Source organism: Pseudomonas sp. GM17 (genome assembly GCF_000282175.2).
Taxonomy (GTDB): domain Bacteria; phylum Pseudomonadota; class Gammaproteobacteria; order Pseudomonadales; family Pseudomonadaceae; genus Aquipseudomonas; species Aquipseudomonas chlororaphis.
In genome coordinates this window covers 11,924-35,148 of sequence record NZ_CP124732.1, presented here as the reverse complement: position 1 = coordinate 35,148, position 23,225 = coordinate 11,924, and the positions used below count along the sequence as shown (strand labels likewise).

The following is a 23,225-nucleotide window of genomic DNA, read 5'->3' as shown; positions in this document are numbered from 1 at the left end:
TCCCGGCAGCCTAATGGGTTGGTCAGTATTTGTCAGTGTGTGAGACTTCAGATGATGCGTTTTCGCTGCCTGTTGGTTATCGGCTGTATCTGCCTTCCCTTGATGGCCCGGGCGGTGCCTGCGCCACATATCGCCCAGGCGCAGTGGAGCCCCGCACAACAGCAGTGGCTGGAGCAGCACCGGGAATTGCGGGTCGGCGTGGTGCTCCAGGCTCCCTATGCCCAGTACGACCGACGGCTGCAACGCTTGTCCGGCGCCAATATCGAACTGATGCAGTGGCTGGCCCAGGCGATGAAGGTCGAGCTGAGCTGGCGCAACTTTGCCGATCAGGCGCAACTGGAGGCGGCGGTGCGTGCCGGTGAAGTGGATATGGCCCCGGGCCTGAGCCAGACCCCGGCCGGTCTGCGGCTCTGGCAGTTTTCCGACCCCTATATGCGCGTGCCGCAACTGGTGGTCGGCGAGCAGAAGGGCGCTGGCGCGGTGGAGCTGGAAAAGCTCGACAGCCAGACCCGCGTGGCGGTGCGCATGCCCAGTGCGGTGGCGGACTACCTGCGGGCGACCTATTCCAACCTCAATCTGCAGGGCGTGCCCCTGGAGCGCCAGGCCCTGCAATTGCTGCTCAGCCAGCAGGCGCGTTATGCAGTGATCGATGAAGCGCAGCTCAGTCGTTTGTCGGCGGAGCCGGAGTTCGCCGGCCTGGCGGTGGTGGGCGATATCGGCCTGCCGCAACTGTTGCGGGTGGCGACCCGGCGCGATTGGCCCGAGCTGGCGGACATCGTGCAGCGCGCCTTGCACGGTATCGCCGCCAAGGACCTGGAGCAGTTGCATAATCGCTGGCTGCAGCCCAAGTATCCGCGGTTGAGCGAGTCCCGCGGTTTCTGGCAGAACCTCAGCCTGCTGCTGGCCGTGCTGCTGTTGGCGAGCATGGCCATCGTTATCTGGCAGCGCCGCCAGCAACAGACGCTCGAGCAGCGGCTGCTGACCACCCGCGAGGACCTGGCCCGGCGCGAGGCCAGTGAAGAAGCCTTGCGCCTGACCCAGTTTTCCATCGACCAGAGCACGGTGGGCATTCTCTGGGTCAACTGGGACAGCCATGTGCGTTACGCCAATCGCGCGGCCGAAAGCATGCTGGGCTATGCGCCGGGGGCGGTGGTCGACCGGCCGTTGAGCGACTTCGAACCCAACCTGCACATGGACCGCTGGCTTGGCCTGTGGAAGCGCGCCCGGGCCAGCGAGGACGCGCCGCCCAGCTTCGAGACCCAGTGTGTCCGCGCCGACGGCAGCATTCTGCCGGCCGATGTGTCGCTGAGCTTTCTGCGTTTTCGCGATGGCGAGTACCTGGTGGTTTATCTCACAGACGTCACCGAGCGTCGTCGCGCCCTGGCCGCCCTGCAGGAAAGCGAGGCGCGATTGCAGGGGATCGCCGCCAATGTGCCGGGGCTGGTGTTCCGCCTGGAACGGGCACCGGTGACCGGGCAGATCGATTTCGCCTACATCAGCGAAGGCAGCGAGAGCCTGGTGGGTTATTCCCCGGCGACCCTCAGCCACCGCGACATAGGGCTGCGCAGCCTGGTGCATCCTGAGGACCGGGCCAGTTATCACCAGACCCAGGACCATGCCCTGGACACCGACAGCGACTGGTCCTGGCAGGGGCGGATCCTGACCCGCCAGGGCGAACAGCGCTGGGCGGAAATCAAGGCCATCACTCGCCAGCTTGAGGACGGCGCCTATGTCTGGGACGGCATCGTCTGGGACATCAGCGAAAGCAAGCGCATCGAACTGGAGCTGGCCAGTTCGCGCGAACAACTGCGCGAGCTGTCGGCGCACCTGGAAAGCGTGCGCGAAGAGGAAAAGGCCCGCATCGCCCGGGAGGTGCACGACGAGTTGGGGCAGATGCTCACGGTGCTCAAGCTGGAGACCTCGATGTGCGAGCTGGCCTACGCGCAGCTCGATCCGGGGCTGCACGAACGCCTGAACAGCATGAAGCGCCTGATCGCCCAGTTGTTCCAGTTGGTGCGCGATGTGGCCACGGCCTTGCGCCCGCCGATTCTCGATGCCGGGATCGCGTCGGCCATCGAGTGGCAGGCGCGGCGTTTCGAGGCGCGCACGCAGATTCCTTGCCTGGTGCAGGTGCCCGACAATCTGCCGGTGCTCAGCGACGCCAAGGCCATCGGTCTGTTCCGCATCCTCCAGGAGGCGCTGACCAACGTGATGCGCCATGCACAGGCGCATACTGTCGAACTGACCCTGAGCCTCGAACACGACCAGCTGTGCATGACCATCAGCGACGATGGGCAGGGTTTCGTGGTCGAGACCGGGCGGCCGACGTCCTTCGGCCTGGTGGGCATGCGCGAGCGGGTGCTGATCATGGGCGGTAGCCTGACCCTGGACAGTCAGCTGGGCGAAGGCACCACCCTGAGCGTGACTGTGCCGCTGGACCTGTAGGCGCGAGCAGATTCACTGCTGCAGAGATCATTACCAATCAGAAGAGGTACGAGCTGTGATCCGTGTACTGGTAGCCGAAGACCACACCATCGTTCGCGAAGGCATCAAGCAGTTGATCGGCCTGGCCAAGGACCTGACGGTGGTGGGGGAGGCGAGCAATGGCGAGCAGCTATTGGAAACCCTGCGCCATGTGCCTTGTGAGGTGGTGCTGTTGGATATTTCCATGCCTGGCGTCAACGGCCTGGAGGCGATCCCGCGGATCCGCGCGCTGAACAATCCGCCGGCGATCCTGGTGCTGTCGATGCATGACGAGGCGCAGATGGCGGCCCGGGCGCTGAAGGTGGGGGCGGCCGGTTATGCCACCAAGGACAGCGACCCGGCGCTGCTGCTGACGGCGATCCGCAAGGTGGCGGCGGGCGGGCGTTATATCGACCCGGAGCTGGCCGACCGGATGGTCTTCGAAGTGGGCCTGACGGACACCCGGCCCCTGCATTCCCTGCTGTCGGAGCGCGAGTTTTCCGTGTTCGAACGGCTGGCCCAGGGTGCCAACGTCAACGATATCGCCCAACAGCTGGCCTTGAGCAGCAAGACCATCAGTACCCACAAGGCGCGGCTGATGCAGAAGCTCAACATCACCTCCCTGGCCGAGCTGGTGAAGTACGCGATGGAGCACAAGCTGCTCTGAATGGATCTGTAGCCGCTGCCGCAGCCTGCGGCAGCGGCTACACGTACCTATTTGCGACACGAAAACCGGCTTATGGCCATGATCCTCGCCGGGCTTGTGCCGGGACTTGTCCAATCGCGCCATCCTTGTAGGGGGATTCCTACAAGGAACCTTCCATCCGGCTGAGGCCAATCTCTCATACCCCCCGATTTGCGCGGCTTGTGGCCTCCACTAGGCTTAGTCCACAGCCGTCAAAAAACAAAAGGTGTGGGTATGAGCGAGGTCGATTCAAGCGCTGGGACGAGTGATGTACTGGTCAGTTTCCGTGGTGTGCAAAAGAGCTACGACGGCGAAAACCTGATCGTCAAAGACCTCAACCTGGACATTCGCAAAGGCGAGTTCCTTACCCTGCTCGGGCCATCCGGCTCCGGCAAGACCACCAGCCTGATGATGCTGGCTGGCTTCGAGACCCCGACCGCCGGGGAGATCCAGCTGGCCGGGCGGGCGATCAACAACGTGCCGCCGCACAAGCGCGATATCGGTATGGTGTTCCAGAACTATGCGTTGTTCCCGCACATGACCGTGGCCGAGAACCTGGCGTTCCCGCTGTCGGTGCGCGGCCTGAGCAAGACCGATATCAGCGAGCGGGTCAAACGCGTGCTGAGCATGGTCCAGCTCGAGTCCTTCGCCCAGCGTTATCCGGCGCAGCTGTCCGGTGGCCAGCAGCAGCGGGTGGCCCTGGCCCGGGCGCTGGTGTTCGAGCCGCAGCTGGTGCTGATGGACGAACCTCTCGGCGCGCTGGACAAACAGCTGCGCGAACACATGCAGATGGAAATCAAGCACCTGCACCAACGCCTCGGCGTGACCGTGGTCTACGTGACCCACGACCAGGGCGAAGCCCTGACCATGTCCGACCGGGTCGCGGTGTTCCACCAGGGCGAGATCCAGCAGATCGCCCCGCCTCGGACCCTTTACGAAGAGCCGAAGAACACCTTTGTCGCCAACTTCATCGGCGAGAACAACCGCCTCAACGGCCGCCTGCACAGCCACAGCGGTGACCGCTGCGTGGTCGAGCTGGGACGCGGCGAGAAGGTCGAGGCGCTGGCGGTCAATGTCGGCAAGACCGGCGAGCCGGTGACCCTGTCGATTCGTCCGGAGCGTGTGAGCCTCAATGGCTCCAGCGAAAGTTGTGTCAACCGCTTCTCAGGGAGGGTGGCGGAATTCATCTATCTGGGCGACCACGTCCGGGTTCGCCTGGAAGTCTGTGGCAAGACCGACTTCTTCGTGAAACAGCCGATTGCCGAGCTCGATCCGGAGCTGGCGGTGGGCGATGTGGTTCCGCTTGGCTGGCAGGTCGAGCACGTTCGCGCGCTCGACCCACTTCTAGAGGCGCATTGATCGCCCCCTTGCTTCACCAACCCTGCACGTGGAGAGAACAATAAATGTTGAGATCCCTGAAATTCACCGCTTTGACATTGGGCCTGATGGGCGCATCGCACGCGATGGCGGCGGGCCCGGACCTGACCGTGGTGTCCTTTGGCGGGGCGAACAAGGCGGCCCAGGTCAAGGCCTTCTATGCCCCGTGGGAAGCCGCGGGCAACGGCAAGATCGTCGCTGGCGAATACAACGGTGAGATGGCCAAGGTCAAAGCCATGGTCGACACCAAGAGCGTGTCCTGGGACCTGGTGGAAGTCGAGTCGCCGGAGCTGTCCCGCGGTTGCGACGAAGACATGTTCGAGCAGCTCGACCCCGAGCTGTTCGGCAAGCCCGAGGATTACGTCAAGGGCGCGATCCAGCCTTGTGGCGTGGGGTTCTTCGTCTGGTCGACCGTCCTGGCCTATAACGCCGACAAGCTGAAGACCGCGCCGACCAGCTGGGCGGATTTCTGGGACACCCAGAAATTCCCGGGCAAGCGCGGCCTGCGCAAGGGCGCCAAGTACACCCTGGAATTCGCCCTGATGGCCGACGGCGTCGCGCCCAAGGATGTGTACAAGGTGCTGGCCGGCAAGGACGGCCAGGATCGTGCCTTCAAGAAGCTCGATGAACTCAAGCCGAGCATCCAGTGGTGGGAAGCCGGCGCCCAGCCGCCGCAGTACCTGGCTTCCGGTGACGTGGTCATGAGTTCGGCCTACAACGGCCGGATCGCCGCGGTACAGAAGGAAAGCAACCTGAAAGTCGTGTGGAATGGCGGTATCTACGACTTCGACGCCTGGGCCATTCCGAAAGGCCTGGACAAGACCCGCGCCGAAGCGGCGAAGAAATTCATCGCCTTCTCGGTGCAGCCGCAGCAGCAGAAGACCTACTCGGAAAACATCGCCTACGGTCCGGCCAATACCCAGGCGGTTCCGCTGCTGGCCAAGGACATCCTGAAAGACATGCCGACCACCCCGGAAAACATCGCCAACCAGGTGCAGATCGACGTCAGCTTCTGGGCTGACAACGGTGAGCAACTGGAACAGCGTTTCAACTCGTGGGCGGCCAAGTAAGGCGTCATGCATGGGCGGCGTCACCCGCGGGTGACGCCGTTACCGTTTAAAGATTTGCGGAGTTCGTCATGGCCATTAGCGTTCCCCTGAACGAGGTCACCAGCCCCAGCCTCAAGCAGCGCCTGGCGCGTGCCGAGCGGGTCAACCGCTGGAAAGCGCAAGCGTTGATCGCGCCGCTGGTGCTGTTCCTGCTGCTGGTGTTTCTCGTGCCTATCGCCGCGCTGCTGTACAAGAGCGTCGGTAACCCGGAAGTGGTCGAAGGCATGCCGCGCACCGTGGTCGCCGTGGCCGGTTGGGACGGACGTGGTCTGCCGGCCGAGCCGGTGTACAAGGCGCTGAGCGAGGATTTGGCCGAAGCGCGCAAGCAGCAAACCCTGGGCGATCTGTCCAAGCGACTGAACATGGAGTTGGCCGGCTATCGCAGCCTGCTGACCAAAACCGCCCGGGCCCTGCCGTTCAAGGAGGAACCGGCTTCCTATAAAGAAGCGCTGGAGGCCATCGACGAGCGTTGGGGCGACCCGGCCTACTGGCAGGCGGTACGCCGCAACACCAGCAACCTGACGCCGTTCTACCTGTTGGCCGCCGTCGACCATCGGATCGACGACCTGGGGGAGATCGCCCCGGCGACCCCTGACCAGGCCATCTACCTGGATATCTTCGCCCGGACTTTCTGGATGGGCCTGGTGATTACCGGTATCTGCCTGGTGCTGGCCTATCCCCTGGCTTACCTGCTGGCCAACCTGCCGGCGCGCCAGAGTAACCTGCTGATGATTCTGGTGCTGCTGCCGTTCTGGACTTCGATCCTGGTGCGCGTGGCGGCGTGGATCGTGCTGCTGCAATCGGGCGGCCTGATCAACAGCGCGCTGATGGCCATGGGCGTGATCGACAAGCCGCTGGAACTGGTGTTCAACCGCACCGGGGTCTACATCTCCATGGTGCACATTCTGCTGCCGTTCATGATCCTGCCGATCTACAGCGTGATGAAAGGCATCTCGCCGACCTATATGCGTGCGGCGATTTCCCTCGGTTGCCATCCGTTCGCCAGCTTCTGGCGGGTGTATTTCCCGCAGACCTATGCCGGCGTCGGCGCCGGTTGCCTGCTGGTGTTCATCCTCGCCATCGGCTACTACATCACCCCGGCGTTGCTGGGCAGCCCGAACGACCAGATGGTCAGCTACTTCGTCGCCTTCTACACCAACACCAGCATCAACTGGGGTATGGCGACCGCGCTGGGCGGCCTGCTGCTGTTGGCGACCATCGTGCTGTATCTGATTTACAGCTGGCTGGTGGGCGCCAGTCGCCTGCGCCTGAGCTAAGGAGAGAATCGAAATGCTGAGCCCTTACATGTCGCCCGTCGAGCGGGTCTGGTTCTACAGCTTGCGGATTCTCTGCGGCGTGATCCTGTTGTTCCTGATCCTGCCGGTGCTGGTGATCATTCCGCTGTCGTTCAACTCGGGCAGCTTCCTGGTGTACCCGCTACAAGGTTTCTCGCTGCAGTGGTATCACGACTTCTTCGGCTCGGCGGAGTGGATGCGCGCCCTGAAGAACAGCATCATCGTCGCCCCGGCGGCCACGGTGCTGGCGATGGTCTTCGGCACGCTGGCGGCGATCGGCCTGACCCGCGGTGACTTCCCCGGCAAGGCGCTGGTGATGGCGCTGGTGATTTCGCCGATGGTGGTGCCGGTGGTGATCATCGGCGTGGCCAGCTACCTGTTCTTCGCGCCCCTGGGCATGGGCAACAGCTTCTTCTCGCTGATCATCGTCCACGCTGTACTAGGCGTGCCGTTCGTGATCATCACGGTCTCGGCCACCTTGCAGGGCTTCAACCAGAACCTGGTGCGGGCCGCGGCCAGCCTTGGCGCTTCGCCGCTGACGGCGTTCCGCCGGGTGACCCTGCCGTTGATCGCGCCGGGGGTGATCAGCGGCGCGCTGTTCGCCTTTGCCACCTCGTTCGATGAAGTGGTGGTCACGCTGTTCCTCGCCGGCCCCGAGCAAGCCACCTTGCCCCGGCAGATGTTCAGCGGTATCCGCGAAAACCTCAGCCCGACCATCGCCGCCGCGGCGACACTGCTGATCGCATTCTCGGTGATTCTGCTGCTGACCCTGGAATGGCTGCGTGGCCGCAGCGAAAAACTGCGTACCGCTCCGGTCTGATCGCCACTGACAGATCGCTCCCGCGCCGGCCGTGGGGGCGATCTGCTCCGGCATTCATCGCTGAAATAGCAGACAACCCTCAATCCCCAGCTACTCTTGTGCCAGCTCCCACCTATATAAGAGGCCGCGCCCATGAGTCTTTCCTCTTTCAAAATCGCCCACAAACTGCTCACCGGCTCCGCCGCGATCGAGCAACTGTCCACCGAACTGAGCCGCCTGGATATCGATAACCCGCTGATCGTCACCGATGCCGCGCTGGTCAAGTCCGGTACCGTGGAGCTGGCACTGGCACAACTGGGGGGGCGGGATTACGAGATTTTCGACCGGGTGCTGCCCGACCCGGAAATCGCCATCGTCGAAGATTGCATGCAGGTTTACCGCGAGGGTGGGCACGACGGGCTGATCGGCCTGGGCGGCGGCAGCGCCATCGATATCGCCAAAAGCGTCGCGGCCTACGCCGGTTATCACGGGGCGCTGGAAGACCTGTTCGGGATCGACCAGGTGCCGCGCAAGGGGCCGCCGCTGATTGCCATTCCCACCACGGCGGGCACTGGCTCCGAAGTCACCAATGTGGCGATTCTCTCGGACAAGGTCGCGCAGCTGAAAAAGGGCATTGTCAGCGATTACCTGTTGCCGGATGTGGCGCTGGTCAGCCCGCAGATGACCCTGACCTGCCCGCGCAGTGTGACTGCCGCCAGCGGTGTCGATGCCCTGGTGCATGCCATCGAGTCGTATCTGTCGCTCAACGCCTCGCCCATCACCGACTCCCTGGCCCTTGGCGCCATCAAGCTGATCGCCCAGGCGCTGCCCAAGGCGTACGCCAATCCTGCCCACCTGCAGGCCCGCGAAGACATGGCCACCGCCAGCCTGATGGCCGGCATGGCCTTCGGCAACGCCGGGGTCGGCGCGGTGCACGCGCTGGCTTATCCACTGGGCGGGCGCTTCAACATCGCCCATGGCGTCAGCAATGCCTTGCTGCTGCCGTACGTCATGACCTGGAACAAGATGGCCTGTGTCGAGCGCATGCAGGATATCGCCGAGGCCATGGGGGTGAAGACCGCTCATCTGAGTGCGGCCGAGGCGGCCGACAAGGCCGTCGAGGCCATGACCCAGCTCTGCGCCGCGGTGGAGATTCCCTCGGGGCTGCGCAGCTTCGGGGTGCCGGAGGAGGCCATTCCGTCCATGGCGGTGGAGGCCGCGGGGATCGAGCGTCTGATGCGCAACAACCCGCGCAAACTGAGCCCGGGCGATATAGAGAAGATCTATCGCGCGGCTTACTGATCATCGCGGTCACGGTGCGCGCGCCAAAGCATGAGGTATACAATGCGCGCCACCGTGATTCTGCTCAAAAAGGTGCGTCATGCAGCCCTTCGCAATTGCTCCGTCGATCCTCTCCGCCGATTTCGCCCGCCTGGGCGAGGAAGTGGACAATGTTCTCGCCGCTGGCGCCGATATCGTGCACTTCGATGTCATGGACAACCATTACGTGCCCAACCTGACCATCGGTCCGATGGTCTGCGCTGCCCTGCGTAAGTACGGCATCACCGCGCCGATCGACGCCCACCTGATGGTGAGCCCGGTGGATCGCATCATCGGCGACTTCATCGAGGCCGGTGCGACTTACATCACCTTCCACCCGGAAGCCACGCTGCACGTCGACCGTTCCCTGCAGATGATTCGCGAAGGCGGCTGCAAGGCTGGCCTGGTGTTCAACCCGGCCACCCCGCTGGACGTGCTCAAGTACGTCATGGACAAGGTCGACATGGTCCTACTGATGAGCGTCAACCCGGGTTTCGGCGGCCAGAAGTTCATTCCGGGTACCCTCGACAAGCTGCGTGAGGCCCGTGCCCTGATCGACGCTTCCGGTCGCGATATCCGCCTGGAAATCGACGGCGGGGTGAATGTGCACAACATTCGTGAAATCGCTGCCGCGGGTGCCGATACCTTCGTCGCGGGCTCGGCGATCTTCAATGCGCCGAACTACCGGGACGTGATCGAGAAGATGCGCGCCGAACTGGCGCTGGCCCGTCCATGAGCGGTTTCGAGCAGCTGTTCCCGGGGCGTCTGCCGCGGCTGGTGATGTTCGACCTGGATGGCACCCTGGTCGATTCGGTTCCCGACCTCGCGGCGGCCGTGGACGACATGCTGCTCAAACTGGGGCGCCCGCCCGCCGGTATCGAGGCGGTGCGCGAGTGGGTCGGCAACGGCGTGCAGATGCTGGTGCGTCGGGCCCTGGCCAACGACATCGCGGCGCAGGGCGTCGACGATGTCGAGGCTGAGCGCGGGCTGGAGCTGTTCAACAATGCCTATGAGGATGGCCACGAACTGACCGTGGTCTACCCTGGCGTGCGCGACACCCTCAAATGGCTGCACAAGCAGGGCGTCGAAATGGCGCTGATCACCAATAAGCCGGAGCGTTTCGTCGCGCCCTTGCTGGATCAGATGAAGATCGGCCGTTATTTCCGCTGGATCATCGGTGGCGATACCCTGCCGCAGAAGAAACCCGACCCGGCAGCGCTGTTCTTCGTCATGAAAATGGCCAGTATCCCTGCCTCGCAATCGCTGTTCGTCGGTGACTCGCGCAGCGACGTGCAGGCGGCGAAAGCCGCGGGTGTAAAGTGCGTGGCATTGAGCTATGGCTACAACCACGGACGGCCGATTGCCGAGGAAATGCCGGCCCTGGTGATCGACGATCTGCGCCAGCTAATTCCCGGTTGCCTGGATCCGGCCGCTGAGATAACGTTGCCCGACGCTGTTCAATCCCCTCCTGGAAACGCCATCGTGGTGGTCACTCGCAAACTCTGGATGAAAGTCATCAAGGCCCTGGCCCGCTGGCGTTGGCGCGCCTGACTTGTTCCTGGCCGGTCTTCCGGCGCGTTTGCATACCTGACTGTCAGAACCTCAAGCCACGAGGCACCTCATGATCCGCGAAGAATTCCTGCGTTTGGCCGCTGCCGGCTACAACCGCATCCCGCTTGCCTGCGAAACCCTGGCCGACTTCGACACGCCGCTGTCGATCTACCTGAAACTGGCCGACCAGCCCAACTCCTACCTGCTGGAGTCGGTGCAGGGCGGCGAGAAGTGGGGCCGTTATTCGATCATCGGCTTGCCCTGCCGCACCGTGCTGCGGGTGCATGACCACCATGTCAGCATCACCGTCGATGGCGTCGAGACCGAAAGCCATGACGTGGCCGATCCGCTGGCGTTCGTCGAAGAGTTCAAGGCGCGCTACCAGGTGCCGACCATCGCGGGCCTGCCGCGCTTCAATGGTGGCCTGGTCGGCTACTTCGGTTACGACTGTGTGCGTTATGTGGAGAGGCGCCTGGGCAAATGTCCGAACCCGGATCCGATCGGTGTGCCGGACATTCTGCTGATGGTCTCCGACGCTGTGGTGGTGTTCGATAACCTCGCCGGCAAGATGCACGCCATCGTCCTCGCCGACCCGTCCCGGGACGATGCCTTCGAGCAAGGCCAGGCACGCCTGCAAGCGTTGCTGGAGAAGCTGCGCCAGCCCATCACCCCGCGTTCTGGCCTGGACTTCAGCAAGCAGCAGGCGGCCGACCCGGTGTTCCGCTCCAGCTTTACCCAGGGTGACTACGAGCGTGCCGTCGATACCATCAAGGAGTACATCCTGGCGGGCGACTGCATGCAGGTGGTGCCGTCGCAGCGCATGTCCATCGATTTCAAGGCGGCGCCGATTGACCTGTATCGCGCCCTGCGTTGCTTCAATCCGACGCCTTACATGTACTTCTTCAACTTCGGCGACTTCCATGTGGTCGGCAGTTCGCCGGAAGTGCTGGTGCGGGTCGAAGACAACCTGATCACCGTTCGCCCGATCGCCGGCACCCGTCCACGCGGCGCCAGCGAAGAGGCGGATCTGGCACTGGAGAAGGACCTGTTGTCCGATGACAAGGAAATCGCCGAACACCTGATGCTGATCGACCTGGGGCGCAACGACACCGGGCGGGTTTCCGAGATCGGTTCGGTGAAGCTCACCGAGAAGATGGTGATCGAGCGTTATTCCAACGTGATGCACATCGTTTCCAACGTCACTGGCCAGTTGAAGGCCGGACTGACCGCGATGGACGCGCTGCGGGCGATTCTGCCAGCGGGCACCTTGTCCGGCGCGCCGAAGATCCGCGCGATGGAAATCATCGACGAGCTGGAGCCGGTCAAGCGTGGTGTGTATGGCGGGGCGGTGGGGTATTTCGCCTGGAACGGCAACATGGACACCGCCATCGCCATTCGTACGGCGGTGATCAAGGACGGCGAGCTGCATGTGCAGGCCGGTGGCGGTATCGTCGCCGACTCGGTGCCTGCGCTGGAATGGGAAGAAACCCTGAACAAGCGTCGCGCGATGTTCCGCGCGGTGGCCTTGGCTGAGCAGACTCCCGATAGCTGAGTCGGACAACGAGCCATAAAAAAACGCTGCCTCCTCACGGGGGCAGCGTTTTTTATGGCCTGCGGTTCAGAAGTCGAGGCTGACCCCGACGTTGATGCCTTGCTGGGTGAAGTCATCGTCCTTGCGGATGTTGTAGCTGGCGCGCAAGGCCAGGTCCTGGGTGAGCTTGTGGCTGACTCCGAGGTTCAGGCGGTTGAGGTTGGTCTGCGGGGTATAGCCTTCGAGGGTGTAGCGGTTATCCGGCAGGCTGTTGAGGGCCATGGTCAGCTTCTGGGTATCGTCCTCGTATTCCTTTTCGTGGGCGATTTCGCCGAACACCTGGGTTTGCCGGGTGATCTGGTACTTGCCCTGCAGGCCGATGCCCAGGCGCCGCGACGTGCGTTTCTGGTCATCGAAGGTCAGCGCGGTGGAGTCGTTGCCGTCCTCGGAATAGCCGTCGACCTTGACCCGTGCATAGTCGGCGCTGATGAACGGCGACAGGTGCCACGGGCTGCTGGCCTGCTGCGCGATGTCGTAGCCCAGGCGAGCACTGAAGGCCAGGACATCGCCGCTGGTGTCGCCTTTTTCCCCGCGCTCATTGGGCCCCAGGTCGAATTTGCGCTTGAGGTTGTCGTAGTCCAGGTGCCCGGCGGTGGCTGCCGCGTCGGCCCACCAGCGGTTTTGCTGGTACTGGATGAAGGCGGTGCCCAGGTAGGTGTTGAGTTTGTAGTCCGAGTCGTTGTTGCCCGCCTCGAGCTTCTGCCGATAGGCGCCGGCCAGCACGCCGACTCGCCAGGCCTCGTCGAGCCGGTAGCTGCCGCCGATGTTCAGATTGAAGCCGTTGCCGTCGGCGCTGGCGCCGCTGCGCTGGCTGTTGAAGTCCTGGTGCTGGCCGCCCGCGGCAACTATCGCCCGCCATTGACCCACGCCCTGCCAGTTTTCCCAGTCGGCCTGCCATTGGTTGCGCAGCTCATCCTGGTGCGCGCGCAGGGTGCTCTGGGCCATTTCCGGGAGCAGGGTTATTTCCCAGGGCGCCGCCAGCAAGGAGTACGCGTAATCGGCGATCAGCCGTTGGCCGGCTTCGGTGGGGTGGACCGAGTCGTTGTAGATCAGCTTGCTTGGGTCCGGCGTGGCGCTGTGAATGCCATAGCGGGCGTTTTCCGTGCAGCCATTGCCACTGAAGCAGGTGGCGGTGAGGTTCTGGTCGGTGGCCAGGCCGAACTGTGCCGGGTTGGCGAAGCTTTCCTTCAACAGGACGGGAATGTTGAGGGGAATGACTTCGGCATCGACCGTTTGCAGCTGTCGGACCAGTTCGGTATTGAATTGGGCACTAAGCTGGGAAGTGAACCCTTGCAACGGGCTGCCGTTGATTGCCGGGGTCAGGCCGATATCCGGCAACAGCCAGACCATGATGTAGCGGGCGCCGGCCTGTTGCAGAGTTTGCACGCTGTCGACCAGGCGGCCGGCCGCGGCGTTGGCCTGGTCAAGGCTGGTGACGCGGCCCTGGAGGAAGTCGTTGCCGCCGCCCGACAGGTAATAGAGGGCATTCGGGTCGGCGCGGAAATCGTTGGCCACCAGATAGCCAGGGCGGCTGCGGCTGCCGGCGGTCGAAGTGGTGGTAATCGAGTCGAGAATCTGGTCGGTGCGATAACCGCCGACTGCCCAGTTGTTGCCATCAGGCAGGCCTTCGCTGGCGCGGGTCGCCGAGGTCGACGCGGCGAGCTGGTCGTCCGAGAAGCCCAGTTTGGCCCCCAGCAATTGCGTCGAGTTGGCGGAGCGGACTTCCCCGCTACCATCCAGGTAGACCGGGCCGGTGCGGTTGGTAAAGCGCTGGGTCGCGCCCGCGGGACCGCCGGGATCGGCGAATTGCCCGGCATCGCTGAGGCTGTCGCCGAACACGATAAAGCTGGAATAGGGGGAGGGGGCTGCGATCGCTTGAGCGCAGGCCAGGGACAAAAGACTGCCGGCGAGTGGTACGAACAACGTCTTTTTGATCATGAGCAAGTCCGTTTTATTTATTGTTGTAGAGAACGAAACGACAGTACCAAAAACTTTTGCGTTTCAGTTATGGCGATAAGCCATATCGCTTGTTTATCCGGGCGCGGGCCCCGCCATATTGCACCCTCTGCTCAGCTAAGTTACTGTGCCTGAACGTATGAATGAGACCTTCCCCGTGTTGATCGTCAGCAAACTCTTGATGCGAGTTGTTAAGGCACACGCCCGTTGGCGTTGGCGCGCCTAACTTTTCTCTGCCGGCCCGGCCGGACCTGTACCGTTTTGCCTTCTTTACCCCTGTTCGACTCCGCTTGTGCTGGTTGAGTGATTGCAACCTCCGGCGGGCCTGCCAGCGGGCAATCCACTGAAGGCTGTATTAAAAGTCAGTGAGTTCAAGAGGTTGTAATCCCCATGTTGCTGATGATCGATAACTACGACTCCTTTACCTATAACGTTGTGCAATACCTTGGCGAGCTGGGTGCCGAGGTCAAGGTGGTGCGCAACGACGAACTGACCGTGGCTGAAATCGAAGCGCTCAACCCTGAGCGGATCGTCGTGTCGCCCGGTCCTTGCACGCCGACCGAAGCCGGTGTGTCCATCGAAGCGATCAAGCATTTCGCCGGCAAGCTGCCGATCCTGGGCGTTTGCCTGGGCCACCAGTCCATTGGCCAGGCCTTTGGCGGCGACGTGGTGCGCGCGCGGCAGGTGATGCACGGTAAGACTAGCCCGGTATTTCACCAGGACAAGGGTGTATTCGCCGGTCTGAACCATCCGTTGACCGTGACCCGTTACCATTCCCTGGTGGTCAAGCACGATACGTTGCCGGACTGCCTCGAACTGACCGCCTGGACCCAACTGGAAGACGGCTCCGTCGACGAGATCATGGGGCTGCGCCACAAGACGCTGAACATCGAGGGTGTGCAGTTTCACCCCGAGTCTATTCTCACCGAGCAGGGCCACGAGCTGTTCGCCAACTTCCTCAAACAGAGCGGCGGCACGCGCTAAGGACTTTCCATGGATATCAAGACTGCCCTGAGCCGTATCGTCGGCCACCTCGATCTGAGCACCGATGAAATGCGCCAGGTCATGCGTGAAATCATGACCGGCCAGTGCACCGATGCACAGATCGGCGCCTTCATGATGGCCATGCGCATGAAAAGCGAAAGCATCGACGAAATCGTCGGCGCTGTTTCGGTCATGCGCGAGCTGGCGGACAAGGTCGAGCTGAAAACCCTCGACGGTGTGGTCGATGTGGTCGGCACCGGCGGTGACGGTGCGAACATCTTCAACGTGTCCACGGCTTCTTCCTTTGTGGTCGCCGCAGCCGGTTGCACGGTGGCCAAGCACGGCAACCGCGCGGTGTCCGGGAAAAGCGGCAGTGCCGACCTGCTCGAATCCGCCGGTATCTACCTGAACCTGACGCCGGTACAGGTCGCCCGCTGTATCGACAACGTCGGTATTGGTTTCATGTTCGCCCAGTCCCATCACGGTGCCATGAAGTACGCCGCTGGCCCGCGTCGCGATCTCGGCCTGCGCACCCTGTTCAACATGCTTGGCCCGCTTACGAATCCGGCCGGCGTTAAACATCAGGTGGTGGGTGTGTTCACTCAGGCGTTGTGCCGGCCGTTGGCCGAGGTTTTGCAACGCCTGGGCAGCAAGCATGTGCTGGTGGTGCACTCTCAGGATGGCTTGGATGAGTTCAGCCTCGCCGCGCCGACCTTCGTTGCTGAGCTGAAGGACGACCAGATCACTGAATATTGGGTTCAGCCCGAAGACCTCGGCATGAAGAGCCAGAGCCTGTTCGGCCTGGTGGTCGAAAGCCCGGCGGCATCGCTCGAGCTGATTCGCGATGCCCTGGGGCGGCGCAAGACCGAGCACGGGCAGAAAGCGGCGGAGATGATCGTGCTCAATGCCGGTGCCGCGCTCTATGCGGCGGACCATGCCAGCAGCCTGAAAGAGGGCGTGGCCCTGGCCCATGATGCTTTGCACACCGGGCTGGCTCGCGAGAAGCTTGAGGAGTTGGGTGCCTTTACCGCGGTATTCAAGCAGGAGAATGAAGGATGAGTGTGCCGACGGTTCTGGAAAAAATCCTCGCCCGCAAGGTCGAGGAAGTGGCTGAGCGTAGCGCACGAGTAAGCCTGGCCGAACTTGAAGGCCAGGCCCGTGCCGCGGATGCGCCGCGCGGCTTTGCCAAGGCGCTGCTTGACCAGGCCAGGCTCAAGCAGCCGGCGGTGATCGCCGAAATCAAGAAAGCCTCGCCGAGCAAAGGCGTGATCCGCGAGCATTTTGTGCCGGCAGAGATCGCCAAGAGCTATGAGAAGGGCGGCGCGACCTGCTTGTCGGTACTCACTGATATCGATTACTTCCAGGGCGCCGATGCCTATCTGCAACAGGCGCGTGCCGCCTGTTCGTTGCCGGTGATTCGCAAGGACTTCATGATCGATCCGTACCAGATCGTCGAAGCCCGTGCCTTGGGGGCCGACTGCGTGCTGTTGATCGTGGCCGCGCTGGATGATGCCAGGATGGCCGAACTGGCCGCCGTGGCCAAAGGCGTGGGTCTTGATGTGTTGGTCGAAGTGCATGATGGCAACGAGCTGGAGCGTGCCCTGAAAACCCTCGACACGCCGCTGGTGGGCATCAACAACCGTAACCTGCACACCTTCGAGGTCAATCTGGAGACCACCCTCGATCTGTTGCCGCAGATTCCGCGCGATCGTCTGGTGATCACCGAGAGCGGTATCCTCAACCGGGCCGATGTCGAGCTGATGGAAATCAGCGACGTTTACTCCTTCCTGGTGGGCGAGGCCTTTATGCGGGCCGAGAGCCCAGGCCTGGAACTGCAGCGCCTGTTCTTCCCGGAACGCGGCGTACCGGTGAGCGGTTCGACCCTGGACTGAACCTGAGTTGATGAAGAAGCCGGCGCCGCCGGCTTTTTTATACCTATCGCAAAGGACCTTTACTGCCATGACCCAGCCCCTTTCCCTGACCGTCGAAGCCGGCCTGCAGGCCGAACAGGATCTGCTCGCCCAGGTATGCACCGGTGACCAGGAGTACGGTTTGTTGTTCTGGCAGCCGAGCGACAGGGCCTTGGTGATGCCGCGACGCTTGAGCCGTTTGCCGGGGTTCGAGCAGGCCTGCGACGCGCTGGCCGCCAGTGGCTGGCCGGTGTTGCTGCGAGAAACCGGTGGGGAGCCGGTGCCGCAATCGGCGGCGACGGTCAATATCGCGCTGGTTTATGCGCCGCCTCGCAGCGAGGGTGATCAGAATCGGATCGAAACCGGCTATCGCCGTTTGTGCCAGCCGATCTGCGACCTGCTTTCCGAGCTGGGAGGCGAGCCCTCCCTGGGTGAAGTCGAGGGCGCTTTCTGCGATGGCCGGTTCAACGTCAATCTCAACGGGCGCAAGATGGTCGGCACCGCCCAGCGTTGGCGCCAGAGCAAGGGTGGGACGCGTCCGGTTGGATTGGTGCATGGCGCGCTGTTGCTGGATGACGAGCGGGAAACCATGGTGGCGGCGGTCAATCGTTTCAATCAGGCCTGTGGCCTGGAGCAGCGTTGCCGCGCCGAGAGCCATATCGCCTTGCATGAGGCATTCGCCGCGCCGAATGCCATCGAGCGCCTGGATGCCCTGTACCGGCAGACGCTGGCGCAGTTCCTGCCGCTCTAACGGGTGCCGAACACCACCATGGTCTTGCCTTTGACATGGACCAGGTTGCGTTCTTCGAGGTCCTTGAGCACCCGGCCGACCATCTCCCTTGAGCAGCCGACGATCCGCCCGATTTCCTGGCGAGTCACCTTGATCTGCATGCCGTCCGGATGGGTCATGGCATCTGGCTGCTTGCACAGTTCGAGCAGGCAGCGGGCCACTCGCCCGGTGACATCGAAGAACGCCAGGTCGCCGACTTTGCGGGTAGTGTTGCGCAGGCGTTGGGCGATCTGGCCGCTGAGCACGTACAGAATGTCTGGGTCCTGTTGAGACAGCTCACGGAATTTTGCATAGCTGATCTCCGCGACTTCACATTCGACCTTGGCCCGTACCCAGGCGCTGCGTTGCTGCTCATGCCCGGCTTGTTCGAACAGGCCCAGCTCGCCGAAAAAATCCCCGGCATTGAGGTAGGCGATGATCATTTCCCGACCGTCGTCATCTTCGATCAGGATGGTGACTGAGCCTTTGACGATGAAGAACAGCGTGTCCGACTGGTCGCCGGCGCAGATGATGTTGCTCTTGGCCTGATAACGGCGGCGCTGGCAGTGCATCAACAGCTTGTCGAGGTTCTTGATCTTGGGTGTAGGGGCAAGAGCAACCATGGTTGTATCCCGAAAAGACAGCACGGTGTGATTTGGTTTTTTTATGGGGCGGTCAAGCTGGATCGCCGATAGCTGGCAATGCGCCAGTGATTTGGCGCCAGCTTAACAGACGCTTCCTTTGGGTAATTAAGAATTTTCCTATCAGAACTGAGTGTGGCACCCGAACAGGCAAAGCGCTGCCATCCCGGGCCCCTGTGCTAAGCTGGCGACCCTTTTTTAGCAGTGGAGTCTTGGCGATGAAGGCACGCATCCAATGGGCTGGCGAAGCCATGTTCCTCGGGGAATCGGGCAGCGGTCATGTGGTGGTAATGGATGGCCCGCCGGAAGCCGGTGGTCGTAACCTGGGCGTGCGCCCGATGGAAATGCTCCTGCTCGGCGTAGGCGGTTGCAGCAACTTCGACGTGGTCAGCATCCTGAAGAAATCCCGCCAGGCTGTCGAAAGTTGCGAAGCCTTCCTCGACGCCGAGCGTGCGACAGAGGATCCCAAGGTCTTCACCAAGATCCACATGCACTTTGTGGTCAAGGGCCGCGGGTTGAAAGAAGCCCAGGTCAAGCGCGCCATCGAGCTGTCGGCGGAAAAATACTGCTCGGCATCGATCATGCTCGGTACGGCCGGGGTTGCCATCACTCACGATTACGAAATCGTCGAGCTCGGTTGAGTCGCCATTCAACCCTTCTGAATTCGCGGCAAAAGAAAGGGCGCTGAAAAAGCGCCCTTTTTTTGCCTGCGATTTGTATCGCTCAGATCCGGTAAGTGCTTTTGGTCATGACCTTGGCCAGTAGGCTCATGCCGAATTTTACCGGCGCCGGGAAGCGGAATCCGCCCGCGTCCAGGGCGCTTTCGGCGTGTTGTTCTTCGTCGATGCGCATCTGCTCGAGAATCGCCCGGGATTTTTCGTCCTCGGCCGGCAATTGCTCAAGGTGTTCGTTGAGGTGTTTGCACACCTGATCTTCAGTGGCGGCCACGAACCCCAGGCTGACCTTGTCGCTGATCAGCCCGGCCACTGCGCCGATGCCGAACGACATGCCATAAAACAGTGGGTTGAGCACGCTGGTGTGGCTACCCAGTTGGTGAATGCGTTGCTCGCACCAGACCAGGTGATCGATTTCTTCTTCCGCGGCATGCTCCATGGCTGCGCGCACTTGCGGCAGCTTGGCGGTCAGTGCCTGGCCCTGGTACAGCGCCTGGGCGCAGACTTCGCCGGTATGGTTGATGCGCATCAGGCCGGCGACATGCTTGGTGTCCTCTTCGCTCATCTGCACGTCCGGCTGCACGATGGCAGGGGAAGGGCGATAAGGCTGGCCGCTGAAGGGCAGCAAGGTACGCATTGCCGCATCTGCCTGCAGCAGTAGACGGTCAATCGGCGAGTAGTGACGTTGGGTAGTCATGCTTACCTCCGGGAAGAATCACGGCGGCCAGTTTACCCCAATCGATGGGCTGAGGCCTGCGCTGGATCAGCACACTCTCGGCAAAAGCGGGCGAGAAGTGTGCTGTCGCGCATTCTGGATGGGGATCAGCCCGGCGGCCAGTGCATCTGGCGTTGACCCAGAACGTGCATGTGAATGTGATACACGGTCTGGCCGCCGAGCTCATTGCAGTTCATGACGACCCGGAAGCCTTCTTCGCAGCCCAGCTCCCTGGCCAGACGCTGGGCGGTGAACAGGATATGTCCGGCCAGCAGCTTGTCGTCTTCGGTCAGGTCATTGAGGGTGCGTACCGGCTTTTTCGGAACTACCAGGAAATGCACGGGGGCCTGTGGGGCGATATCGTGGAAGGCCAGAACCTGGTCGTCCTCATAGATGATCTTCGCCGGTATTTCCCGGTTGATGATCTTGGTGAACAGAGTATCCACAGCTGTTTCTCCGTTGTGTTGGTCCGGGCTGAGTGTACTCAGGCAAGCCGAGTGCGCCCAGCCTTAGATGGTTGCCAGGTCAGCGCGGGCAATAGGCTTTGTTGACGGCGCCGGAAATCTTGCGGGTCAGCCAGCGCGAACCCAGGCGCGGGCTGAACGCAAACCAGCGGTTGCGGCGGCCGGGGATGATAATGGCGCGATTCTTGTCCAGGGCGCGCACGGTGTACAGCGCGACTTCCTCCGGGCTCATCAGCAGTTTGCTGTCGTTAAGCTTGCTGGTGTTCAGCTGGGCGGTATCAAAGAAACCGGTACGGGTCGGGCCGGGGCAGAGCACGGAAACCTTCACTGCATTGTTTTTCAGCTCTTCGCGCAGGCCTTCGGAGAAGTGCAGCACATAGGCCTTGCTGGCGTAGTAGGTGCTCATCCAGGGGCCGGGATAGAAGCCGGCGATCGAGGCGACGTTGAGAATCTGCCCGCCGCCCTGCAAGGCCATGCTGTTGCCCAGGGCATGGCACAGCCGGGTAAGGGCCAGAATATTCACTTCGATCAGGTCCTGCTCGGTCATCCAGTCCTGGGCGAGGAAGGGGCCGCAGGTGCCGATGCCGGCGCAGTTCACCAATAGATCGATCTGCCGGTCGCCTTCCTCCAGCTCCAGCAGGAAACCCGAAAGCCGCAAAGGCTCGGACAGGTCGCAGGCTCGGAACAGCACCTCCACACCAAAGCGTTGGGTCAACTCGATGGCGATGCTTTCCAGCTGATCACGCTGACGGGCCACCAGGATCAGGCTGCGGCCGCGCCGGGCCAGCGCTTCGGCCAGGGCCAGGCCTATGCCGCTGGAGGCGCCGGTGATCAGAGCGTAACGGGTCATGCGGTTCTCCATTGCAACGGCCGGTTGCCTGTGGGGAAAAGTCCCAGGCAGCGGCGCGTTAATTCAATCCGATAGTCTACAGGTGGCCGGGGCGGGCTTGCTGCTTTCACTGCTCCTGTTCTCGGCGCCCTAGACCGAGCTGAGACCACCGATGAAGGACAGCAGCAAAACGATTATCCACAGCGCGGCAAGTCCCTTGACCACTCCGCTGTTTGGCGGAGGCGGCGCGCCGTAACGATTGGCGCCGGTGTTGCCCGGCAGGATCGCCAGTAGCAGCGGAAACACTGCGTACACAAAAGGCAGCAAATTCAGCAGCCAGAGCCAACCCGACCAGCCCAGGTCATGCAGGCGCTGAACGGAAATGGTGATGTTCAGATAGGCGAAGGCCAGTGCTACGACGCCGAGGAAGATCATTCCCGTCAATTGCAGACTGTTGCCGACCAGAGCCGCGGTCAGGAAGCCGCCGGCCAGGGTAGTCAGCAGGATCAGCACCAGGGTCCAGGCGAGATAGCGCAGGCGGCCGATGCGTCCATCGACGGTGTAGAACTTCAGCTCGCCAAACTCGGGAAGGGGATCGCCCACTGTGGCTTGAGGCGGGGTGTAGGGCGAAGTACCCGCGCCGGCCATGGGGTCTGGCGTCGGCGTAGGGGCCGGGCGTTGCCAGTCATTCGTCATGCTGGGTTCTGCCTGGGGTGAGGCTACAGAAGGCGAAGGGGCGGGTGCTGGTGCTGGTGCTGGGGGAGCAGGCTGAGGTGCAGGTTGGCTGGCGCCTGGGGCAAGATCCGGTTCGATGCGTGGGGCGATCCCGGCCTGGTTCAGCGCAGCGAGATAAATGTCCGCGTCCTGTTGGGAGAGGTCGCGTTTGAGGGTGATGTTTTGTCCCTTGAACAGAGGCTCGATCGCGGCGATATCGCTTTTGAACAGCTTGGCGATTTTCTGCTTGGCATGTTCGATGTCGACACCCGGAAGCAGAGCCCCGTCAAATACGATCTTGAAACGGTCTTGGCTCATGCAGGGCGTCCTTGTCGGCTATATAGAGAGGGCTTTCGCAGGGCGATAGTTTAAGGCCAGCCGTCCGTTGCTGGCCAAAAAACATCAGCGATTCAGCGCGGCCAGCGTTGCGGTAGCCGGGCGGCCAGTTCCTGCGCGGCACGGTATTCGGCGTCCAGACGGGCGATCAGTTGATCGACGCTCGGTAAGTCATCGATTTCACCGACGCCTTGTCCGGCGGACCACACGGTTTTCCAGGCTTTGGCTTCGTCGCTGAGCGGCTTGAGTTTCGAGCCGAAGTTGACTTCGCCTTTGCCCTGCAGGGCGGCAAGGTCGAAGCCTGCGTTTTCCAGGCTCTGGCGCATGAAGCTTGCCGGAACCCCGGAGACTGCCGCGGTGTGCACAATGTCGGCGGCCTTGGCGCTCAGCAGCATCTCCTTGTAGGCCTCCGGTGCATGGCTTTCCGTGGTGCCGATAAAACGCGTGCCGAAGTAGGCGAGGTCGGCGCCGAGCAACTGTGCGGCGAGGATCTCGTGGCCGTGGTTCAGGCAGCCAGCCAGCAGCAGCGTCTTGTCGAAGAACTGGCGGATTTCGGCGATCAGGGAGAACGGGCTCCAGGTCCCGGCGTGGCCACCGGCGCCGGCGGCTACGGCGATCAGGCCATCGACCCCGGCCTCGGCGGCTTTTTCCGCGTGGCGCCGGGTGGTGACGTCATGGAAGACCAGGCCTCCATAAGCATGCACCGCATCGACCAGTTCCTTCACCGCGCCCAGGCTGGTGATGACGATAGGCACCTTGTGTTCGATGCAGATCGCCAGGTCGGCGTTCAGGCGTGGGTTGCTGTGATGCACGATCAAATTGACGGCATAGGGCGCAGGGTTTTCCAGGGTCGCAAGGCCTGCTTCGATTTCTTCCAGCCAGGCTTTGAAGCCACTGCTTTCACGCTGGTTGAGGGCAGGGAAACTGCCGACCACACCATTGCGGCAGCACGCCAGAACCAGTTGTGGATTGGAAATCAGGAACATCGGCGCGGCCACGACAGGCAGGCGCAAGCGTTGTTCGAGCAGAGCGGGCAGCGACAT

Annotated in this window: 22 protein-coding genes; 15 read left to right on the top strand and 7 right to left on the bottom strand. The window is 62.4% G+C overall.

Annotated features, from left to right (window positions below; genetic code table 11):
- Nucleotides 1-51 precede the first annotated feature (51 nt).
- From PMI20_RS00165 to trpE, 10 genes are all read left to right on the top strand, one after another.
- Nucleotides 52-2,445: a PAS domain-containing sensor histidine kinase gene (locus tag PMI20_RS00165; RefSeq protein ID WP_007926149.1), complete on the top strand. Its 2,394-nt coding sequence runs from the start codon at nucleotides 52-54 to the stop codon at nucleotides 2,443-2,445.
- Between the two features lie 55 nt (nucleotides 2,446-2,500).
- Entirely contained in the window at nucleotides 2,501-3,130 is a 630-nt protein-coding gene (locus PMI20_RS00160; protein WP_007926150.1) for a response regulator, read from the top strand.
- Between the two features lie 252 nt (nucleotides 3,131-3,382).
- Nucleotides 3,383-4,507, top strand: coding sequence for an ABC transporter ATP-binding protein (locus PMI20_RS00155; RefSeq protein WP_007926151.1), 1,125 nt, complete (start codon nucleotides 3,383-3,385; stop codon nucleotides 4,505-4,507).
- Between the two features lie 44 nt (nucleotides 4,508-4,551).
- Complete coding sequence (locus tag PMI20_RS00150; RefSeq protein ID WP_007926152.1) at nucleotides 4,552-5,595, top strand: ABC transporter substrate-binding protein; 1,044 nt, start codon at nucleotides 4,552-4,554, stop codon at nucleotides 5,593-5,595.
- Between the two features lie 68 nt (nucleotides 5,596-5,663).
- Complete coding sequence (locus PMI20_RS00145; protein ID WP_007926153.1) at nucleotides 5,664-6,911, top strand: ABC transporter permease; 1,248 nt, start codon at nucleotides 5,664-5,666, stop codon at nucleotides 6,909-6,911.
- A 13-nt stretch (nucleotides 6,912-6,924) separates the two neighbouring features.
- Nucleotides 6,925-7,749 (top strand): ABC transporter permease, encoded by an 825-nt coding sequence (locus PMI20_RS00140; RefSeq protein WP_007926154.1) that lies wholly within the window; start codon nucleotides 6,925-6,927, stop codon nucleotides 7,747-7,749.
- A gap of 132 nt (nucleotides 7,750-7,881) precedes the next feature.
- The gene (locus PMI20_RS00135; RefSeq protein WP_007926155.1) at nucleotides 7,882-9,030 is read left to right on the top strand and encodes an iron-containing alcohol dehydrogenase; all 1,149 of its coding nucleotides are present in this window, start codon (nucleotides 7,882-7,884) and stop codon (nucleotides 9,028-9,030) included.
- A 79-nt stretch (nucleotides 9,031-9,109) separates the two neighbouring features.
- The gene (gene rpe / locus PMI20_RS00130; RefSeq protein ID WP_007926156.1) at nucleotides 9,110-9,784 is read left to right on the top strand and encodes a ribulose-phosphate 3-epimerase; all 675 of its coding nucleotides are present in this window, start codon (nucleotides 9,110-9,112) and stop codon (nucleotides 9,782-9,784) included.
- Nucleotides 9,781-10,599 (top strand): phosphoglycolate phosphatase, encoded by an 819-nt coding sequence (locus PMI20_RS00125; RefSeq protein WP_007926157.1) that lies wholly within the window; start codon nucleotides 9,781-9,783, stop codon nucleotides 10,597-10,599. Before rpe ends, PMI20_RS00125 begins: the two co-directional genes overlap by 4 nt.
- A 70-nt stretch (nucleotides 10,600-10,669) precedes the next feature.
- Nucleotides 10,670-12,151 carry an anthranilate synthase component I gene (gene trpE / locus PMI20_RS00120; RefSeq protein WP_284171073.1) on the top strand — a complete coding sequence of 494 codons (1,482 nt, stop codon included), beginning with the start codon at nucleotides 10,670-10,672 and terminating at the stop codon, nucleotides 12,149-12,151.
- A gap of 66 nt (nucleotides 12,152-12,217) precedes the next feature.
- Here the strand turns inward: trpE and estP are convergent, their stop codons facing one another.
- Nucleotides 12,218-14,128, bottom strand: a complete 1,911-nt coding sequence (estP, locus tag PMI20_RS00115) for an esterase EstP (protein ID WP_007930169.1) — start codon at nucleotides 14,126-14,128, stop codon at nucleotides 12,218-12,220.
- A gap of 408 nt (nucleotides 14,129-14,536) precedes the next feature.
- Between estP and PMI20_RS00110 the strand changes: the two genes are divergently transcribed.
- The 4 genes from PMI20_RS00110 (at nucleotide 14,537) to PMI20_RS00095 (ending at nucleotide 17,791) form a co-directional block, all read left to right on the top strand.
- Nucleotides 14,537-15,130 carry an aminodeoxychorismate/anthranilate synthase component II gene (locus PMI20_RS00110; protein ID WP_007930170.1) on the top strand — a complete coding sequence of 198 codons (594 nt, stop codon included), beginning with the start codon at nucleotides 14,537-14,539 and terminating at the stop codon, nucleotides 15,128-15,130.
- A gap of 9 nt (nucleotides 15,131-15,139) precedes the next feature.
- Complete coding sequence (gene trpD, locus PMI20_RS00105) at nucleotides 15,140-16,189, top strand: anthranilate phosphoribosyltransferase (RefSeq protein ID WP_007930171.1); 1,050 nt, start codon at nucleotides 15,140-15,142, stop codon at nucleotides 16,187-16,189.
- A complete protein-coding gene (gene trpC, locus PMI20_RS00100; RefSeq protein ID WP_007930172.1) occupies nucleotides 16,186-17,022 on the top strand; it encodes an indole-3-glycerol phosphate synthase TrpC in 837 nt (278 codons plus the stop codon). Before trpD ends, trpC begins: the two co-directional genes overlap by 4 nt.
- 67 nt (nucleotides 17,023-17,089) lie before the next feature.
- Nucleotides 17,090-17,791: a lipoate--protein ligase family protein gene (locus PMI20_RS00095; protein WP_007930173.1), complete on the top strand. Its 702-nt coding sequence runs from the start codon at nucleotides 17,090-17,092 to the stop codon at nucleotides 17,789-17,791.
- Here the strand turns inward: PMI20_RS00095 and crp are convergent.
- Nucleotides 17,788-18,432: a cAMP-activated global transcriptional regulator CRP gene (crp, locus tag PMI20_RS00090; RefSeq protein ID WP_007930174.1), complete on the bottom strand. Its 645-nt coding sequence runs from the start codon at nucleotides 18,430-18,432 to the stop codon at nucleotides 17,788-17,790. The two genes, PMI20_RS00095 and crp, sit on opposite strands and share 4 nt — an antisense overlap.
- Before the next feature lie 236 nt (nucleotides 18,433-18,668).
- On the opposite strand from crp, the gene PMI20_RS00085 reads away from it, so the two are divergent.
- Nucleotides 18,669-19,091 (top strand): OsmC family protein, encoded by a 423-nt coding sequence (locus PMI20_RS00085; protein ID WP_007930176.1) that lies wholly within the window; start codon nucleotides 18,669-18,671, stop codon nucleotides 19,089-19,091.
- 82 nt (nucleotides 19,092-19,173) lie between these two features.
- Here PMI20_RS00085 and coq7 read toward each other — a convergent pair whose 3' ends face one another.
- The 5 genes from coq7 to PMI20_RS00060 form a co-directional block, all read right to left on the bottom strand.
- Nucleotides 19,174-19,821, bottom strand: a complete 648-nt coding sequence (gene coq7, locus PMI20_RS00080) for a 2-polyprenyl-3-methyl-6-methoxy-1,4-benzoquinone monooxygenase (RefSeq protein ID WP_007930179.1) — start codon at nucleotides 19,819-19,821, stop codon at nucleotides 19,174-19,176.
- A 125-nt stretch (nucleotides 19,822-19,946) separates the two neighbouring features.
- Entirely contained in the window at nucleotides 19,947-20,285 is a 339-nt protein-coding gene (locus PMI20_RS00075) for a histidine triad nucleotide-binding protein (RefSeq protein WP_007930180.1), read from the bottom strand.
- Nucleotides 20,286-20,364: 79 nt separating this feature from the next.
- Nucleotides 20,365-21,153 (bottom strand): SDR family NAD(P)-dependent oxidoreductase, encoded by a 789-nt coding sequence (locus PMI20_RS00070; protein ID WP_007930181.1) that lies wholly within the window; start codon nucleotides 21,151-21,153, stop codon nucleotides 20,365-20,367.
- Nucleotides 21,154-21,282: 129 nt separating this feature from the next.
- The gene (locus PMI20_RS00065; RefSeq protein WP_007930182.1) at nucleotides 21,283-22,164 is read right to left on the bottom strand and encodes a DUF805 domain-containing protein; all 882 of its coding nucleotides are present in this window, start codon (nucleotides 22,162-22,164) and stop codon (nucleotides 21,283-21,285) included.
- Nucleotides 22,165-22,256: 92 nt separating this feature from the next.
- On the bottom strand, nucleotides 22,257-23,225 hold the full coding sequence (locus PMI20_RS00060; protein WP_007930184.1) for an NAD(P)H-dependent flavin oxidoreductase: 969 nt from the start codon (nucleotides 23,223-23,225) through the stop codon (nucleotides 22,257-22,259).